Origin of the sequence: Okeania sp. SIO2F4, assembly GCF_010672385.1 — a bacterium.
Lineage (GTDB): Bacteria > Cyanobacteriota > Cyanobacteriia > Cyanobacteriales > Microcoleaceae > Trichodesmium.
In genome coordinates this window covers 1-6,099 of record NZ_JAAHGT010000588.1, presented here as the reverse complement: position 1 = coordinate 6,099, position 6,099 = coordinate 1, and the positions used below count along the sequence as shown (strand labels likewise).

General features: G+C 36.5%; 3 protein-coding genes. 1 reads left to right on the top strand and 2 read right to left on the bottom strand.

Annotation, left to right across the window (positions count from 1 at the left end):
* Positions 1-265: 265 nt before the first annotated feature.
* Both F6K22_RS28130 and F6K22_RS28125 read right to left on the bottom strand, forming a co-directional pair.
* On the bottom strand, positions 266-1,633 hold the full coding sequence (locus tag F6K22_RS28130; RefSeq protein WP_293105701.1) for a reverse transcriptase N-terminal domain-containing protein: 1,368 nt from the start codon (positions 1,631-1,633) through the stop codon (positions 266-268).
* Positions 1,634-2,335: 702 nt separating this feature from the next.
* The gene (locus F6K22_RS28125; protein WP_202218668.1) at positions 2,336-2,596 is read right to left on the bottom strand and encodes a hypothetical protein; all 261 of its coding nucleotides are present in this window, start codon (positions 2,594-2,596) and stop codon (positions 2,336-2,338) included.
* 2,346 nt (positions 2,597-4,942) lie between these two features.
* On the opposite strand from F6K22_RS28125, the gene F6K22_RS28120 reads away from it, so the two are divergent.
* Complete coding sequence (locus F6K22_RS28120) at positions 4,943-5,980, top strand: sirohydrochlorin chelatase (RefSeq protein ID WP_293105700.1); 1,038 nt, start codon at positions 4,943-4,945, stop codon at positions 5,978-5,980.
* Positions 5,981-6,099 lie beyond the last annotated feature (119 nt).

Sequence of the window (6,099 nt, the reverse complement as noted above, 5' to 3'; positions counted from 1 at the left end):
AAGAAAGTAAGCGATCGCTAATTTTAAATTTCCTAATTAAAAAGGAAATTATGGGTAAATTTAATCTACCCTTTCTAATTGCCAGAGAAGTTAAACTAAGCAATTCTATCACCAGAAATGCTCGTCTTCAGAACCGGACGTGAGACTTTCACCTCATCCGGCTCCTCAGTGATTAGGCCCTAATTAAAAGAGTACCTCCACTGCTATTATTAGCAGTTTTTACATCATAGTAATGTCCATAAATTGCAGCCAGCACTTTGTTTTTTTACCTTTTGAGTTGAACATTAAGTGCCTTTTCTTTGCTCGAATAAATCCAGTCTGCGTGTCTCAATAATCTAAATTGACTGCTATTGTTGCCACTACAGGAAAATTCCCTCTTGTTTTCCCCTATAGTTTGCCAATACTTTTGGCAAATCCAACGATTATTTTTATTGGGGTGTCTTCTTTTTGCCCAACCCCAGAGTTTTTGGAATATTAAATTATCCAAATCCTGGAAGATTTTCTTATTCACCACTACTGAGTAATAGTTTACCCAACTTTTAATCAAAGGGTTAAGTTTTCTGATTAAGGCAACTTGTGACGCAGACTTATGTTGATCTATCACCTCAGCGATTTGACAATAATAACTCCTGATACTCTCTGCGCTTGGTTTAATATTGGTTTTAAAACCTAGCTTACTTTGGTTTTTACTCACTTCATATTGTTTGATATTGAATCCCAAGAAATCAAATCCAGGTTTTTCTTCACCACATATATACAGTGTGTGATAAATTCTGATTTGACTTGGTTTTAATGCCAAACATAACTCAGATAAAGATTCTGTAATTATATCTTGGCATTTTTGAACTACCTCAATATCTTCGTGAGCGATCGCCAAGTTACCTCCATAACGAATCAAACTTAAACCTTGAAATTTTTCATTAAGTATTTCAGGGTAATGTTTGATTTGTTTTTCTATACCATGGAAAGCTATATTTGTCAGTAGTGGAAAAATTACTTCCTCTGCTAGGAACAAGTTTTTTCTATCCATCAGACCATCCTTTAACCAAACTCGGATTTGTTTGCGTAAGGTGGGATAGATATCTAATGTGTTTAATAGTTGTTCATAGTCGAGAGAGTCAAAGCATTTAGTTATATCAGCTTTAAGTACATATTTAGGCTGAAGCTTGACACAATTAAAAATTGCTTCTATTGCATCCTGACATGATTTCCCTGGTCCAAACCCGTAACAATAAGGTTCAAACTTTGCTTCCCATTGGTTTTCTAGAGCTATCTTGACAAGTATTTGCAAGGCACGGTCTTGAACAGTGCTTCTTATAGGTTTAACTTTGCTATTTAGTTTTAATCTTTTAGCCAAGACAAAACATTTTTCTGGAGACAAAGATTTAATACCACCAACTCCTATTGTTTTATCGCCCTGGTTATTTTGAATAACCCCACGCACCGCCAATAACCTGCCATACCAGGATTTCATCAAGGTTTTTTGGAGCTTACGAACTGCAATAACATCACCACGTTGAGAGGCTCTGTAGATTCTTTTCTGTAACTTGAAGACCCGACGCTCAACTTTTGACCAGTTAATTTCGCGCCACTCCTTCCATTCCCCCGTAGTCTTTAAACTCGTATTAGACATCTATATTACTTACTCAAACTCTACATTCCAAATCACCGTGTGTCCGTCTGCATATCCCATTACATTAACTAAGGGCTTTTGCTTCTGACACAATCCCTCCCAATCAAACATACGGTTAGCACCTACTCGATCAGTTATCAGTTATCAGTTATCAGTTATCAGTTATCAGGTATTGCACTGAAACAAAGAGTTGTCGCACTTGCAAAAGCTTAGGCATCTCTCAAATATAGTCACAGCAAGGATTTAACTTCTGACTCCTGACTCCTGACTCCTTCTAATAATAATTCAAGAGTTTTTCATGGGTTACTTCGTTCCAAATGACCTTATCTATATACCTTTAGGATGATGCTTTGCGCCGGGTTTACGGGAAGTGCTTGTTAGTCGAACCAAATCTCGCTAACTCCCTATCCTTTGCCTTTTGGCTCCAGTGTTACAGCTTATTTCACTGGCTGAATGTGACGACGCTTCACTCACATCTTCGCACTATAGCTATCCAATGGGTATTTTGCTCAATGGGAACCAACTTAAGCTGCTAGTTTTACCACCTTTTCACCCCGCTTTACGGATTGATGGCTAGTCGCTACCGTAGGGGTGATGCTGTCAACCCTGCACCTGGGCGGGAGGAATCTCACCTCCAAGGTCATTTAGTTATAAGGCTAATGGCCTTACTCTGCTCACATCTTGGCACTATGACCTTAACTTTTAGCAGAAACGAATCGCACTTTGGTTCCCTTCACGACGGACTCTAGATACAACCCAGTTGCGCCATACCCAATGATCTCCACGGCTAGTAACTGCACTAGCGTTGATATCCATTAAGTCTGCCAGCTCTGAGCTAGTGATTAGATAGCCTTTACTGGCCACTTCATCAGCTATGTGTAAGGTTTCAATTAGGTTACGCAGTTGCCCAACTCTCTGCTCCCTGGGCATATTTTCCAGTAATTCGTTGTTTGTGTCATTCATAGTAATTTTCAGATTATGTTTCAGATACTACGGCTTATGATTCTATCGTTTTATCACCAATCTTGCTTAATTACTTTTGTATATTATGGGCTAACTCTGGTTGAGAATTGCCGTTAGAGGTGAAAGATTGTTTTATTCTCATACATTTTTTTAAGCTTAAGACTGGTTTGGATAGAGTATAAAATTATGTCTATAAATGCAAGATGATTGTTCCTTCAAATTTATAAATATGGAGGTGAGTGGTATGGATTTTTATTTCTATATATCCCAGAATTTTATTTTGTTGTAAGTATGTCCACATTTTTCAACTACCACAGACTATATCGAAGATTAATGTGGGCTTAATTTTGCCGTCCACCGTAATTCTACAAACCTGGAAAGACCTACAACTTTGGTTTTATTTGCGCATATTTTCTACAGGTCTTGAGAGTAAAAGGATATTTGGGGTTTATTTCTTGGTTTTGCTAACCACAGTTAAAATGCTTGATTTGGATGGGGACTGCACTCAACAATTTTATTCAAAAAAGTATGGTTATACTGAAATCGTCTGGAAAACTATTAATTTATATATTTTTGGGCTGCCGCCCTACCTACTACCTAGTAATAAATTTAATATAAAAATATTTTATAAAATTGATATGACTTTGAACGATGGAGAGTAAAAACTAAGTAGGTAGCTATAATTAAATCATAACTTACGCAAAGACACTATATATAGTAGATATTGTGAATTAAAACCATAACGTTCTAGTATATGTAGCGTTTAGAACTAAAGCTTTGATTAGTATAAAATCAGGTAGTATCAGTATGAAATCGGCTTTGTATTAAATTTTTCACTATACTAATATCTATATTTCCATCAACCTGATTTATTATAACATTTCAATACTACCGGACTTTATATAAGTTCTATACAAAAAATTTTAGGAGCGGGTTTAACGGAAAGCTTTGACGTAAGCACGATCTAGTTTTCACTCACTCGCCCTTTAATACCTATCCCTTACCCATAAGTCTTAGAAGTATTGTAGTGGTCTGTCAAGATTGATGTGAGGGATAAGCTATTAAATTTTCTCCCTTGTTTACCGAAACAATTAAACAATTAAACAATTAAATAATTAGATAATTCACCCTTTAAAGCCTCTCCAATAAAGGGGAAAAAGCGGTCGAGGGATGGCGAGGTCTCCGTTCCCTCCGGGACGCTACGCGAACGCTGGCCTCCAATCGACCAAGAGAGCGGTCGGCAAGCGGAGCATGACCTTAGGATGGGATGGCGAGGTTTCCGTTCCCTCCGGGACGCTACGCGAACTTCGAAGCTTTGCGAAGCGCAAACGCTGGCCTCCAATCTCCCCTCGAGAAATAAATTTTTTCCCTACCGCGTCAATCCTCTCCCTAAAAGGGAGAGATAATTATCCATTATCCATTATCCATTATCCATTAATGAATTTCCTCCCTTGTCTTCCTTGGCTTGTCTGAACCCATCATTTGAAAATTGACAAACCAGTAGGGTGGGGAGTGTGGTCTTACTACAAGGGTATGTTTTTTACCTTTGATGTAAAAGAAGTGTGGGGAGTGTGGGTAGATTTTTTGGGTAGCTAACCAGAGAAATCAAATGGCACTCATTGCATTATTCACTTTTAGCCACCTCTGTCCTATATTTGAGAAATGGCTGGTTTCTCGTCATTTCTCTACCAGACCCCTCTCCCTTGTCTCCCCTATCCTGTAAGGAATTCAACAGATGTGGGTAAAGCATAGCTCTAATACCAGGTGTAATAAATGTTTGCTACGAATCTCTGTCGCCTTTTGCTTTCTGAAACTGGTGTCTATAACTAGAGTTTTGTAACATTTTTTTTCAAAATGATATTATATTATATTTATCTATAATCACCTACTTATCTGCTAAGTATCTGAAAAAAATTAATACAGAGATTTGCTTTAGAGAAATTTTTACATGGATAGATTTACTCAAGACAGGCAAGAAAAAAAAATGAATATAGCCGATAACTGAATGTACAAATAATTTTGTCCACCTACTTATTTAAACAGTTAGAAGTTTAATATTTTACTAATGATTTAGAATTCCTATATGAGCTAAGATAATAAAAATCTAGTCAAATAGCAGAAACTTTGTAGAATTTTTGCCAACAATAATTTCTGCCCCGTATTTTACTGATAAATTAGGGAAACTGTGGTGAAATTCCGAGGCTGTGCGGCAACTGTAAATCGATAAAAATAGCAAACTAGAAAAAATTAATAACTGCTTGCTAATCAAAAGAATCGATGAGCCAGAACACCTAATTGTCAGTTGTAAACCCTAATTTCCTGCCTGACACGGGAAAAGTATAATTAATGAAATACTTCAATCAAAACCCAAAAATTAAAACACAAGAAATCCTAAATTCAACTATAGAAAAAAGCAATTCATCTACAGAAGAGAACTTACAGCCATTACCCCTACAAAGACCTTTATTGTTGATAGGTCATGGTACAAGAGATGCTGAAGGAAAACAAACTTTCTTAGACTTTGTTGCAGCTTATCAAAATTTAGATAAATCTCGACCTGTAATACCTTGTTTTTTGGAATTAACAGGACCCACTATTCAAGAAGGAGTAGATAAATGTGTGGAACAAGGTTATACAGAATTATCTGCTTTACCAATTTTGTTATTTGCAGCCCGCCACAATAAATTTGATATTACTAATGAATTAGACCGAGCAAGGCAACGACATCCTCAAGTAAAATTCTATTATGGGCGACATTTTGGTATTACTCCAAAAATTATAGAATTATGGCGTTCTCGTCTCAAAGAATTAGACAAAACTAATTTTAACTGTTCTGAAACTGTTTTATTATTTGTTGGGCGAGGTTCGAGCGACCCTGATGCGAATGGAGATGTTTATAAATTAGCTCGAATGTTATGGGAAGGTAGTAATTATTTAACAGTTGAAACCTGTTTTATTGGCATTACTCATCCACGTTTAGAGGAAGGTTTTCGGCGAGCAAGGTTATATCAACCGCAGCGAATTATTGTTTTACCATATTTTTTATTTACTGGAGTTTTGGTCAATAAAATATTTGATATTACTGCCCAACAACAAGAACAATATCCAGATATTTCTATGACTTGTTTGCCAGAAATGGGAGTGCATCCAACATTATTGGAATTATTGCGAGAAAGGGAAATAGAGACACAGTTAGGAGAAGTAAAAATGAACTGTGAAATGTGTAAGTTTCGGTTAGCTGCTGTTAGTAATAAGGAATATTCTCACAGTCATCACGACCATTCTCACTCACATCATCATCATAGTCACGACCATAATCATTCTGTAGTTGACCCATACGCTGAACCAGAAGAATATCATCAACGTATTTGGCAAGTTCCTTGAAGAAGGGAGTAGGAAGTGAGTAACTTTTATAGAAAAGTTTGGGTATTTTTTTGAATCAGAAATCAAAGTATAGATTTGATGAAAATTATCAGAATCAGATAAGAAAATAAACTTAAACA

Coding starts and splice junctions, on each gene's coding strand:
- F6K22_RS28130 (WP_293105701.1), bottom strand. CDS start 1,633: ATGTCTAATACGAGTTTAAAGACTACGGGGGAATGGAAGGAGTGGCGC.
- F6K22_RS28125 (WP_202218668.1), bottom strand. CDS start 2,596: ATGAATGACACAAACAACGAATTACTGGAAAATATGCCCAGGGAGCAG.
- F6K22_RS28120 (WP_293105700.1), top strand. CDS start 4,943: ATGAAATACTTCAATCAAAACCCAAAAATTAAAACACAAGAAATCCTA.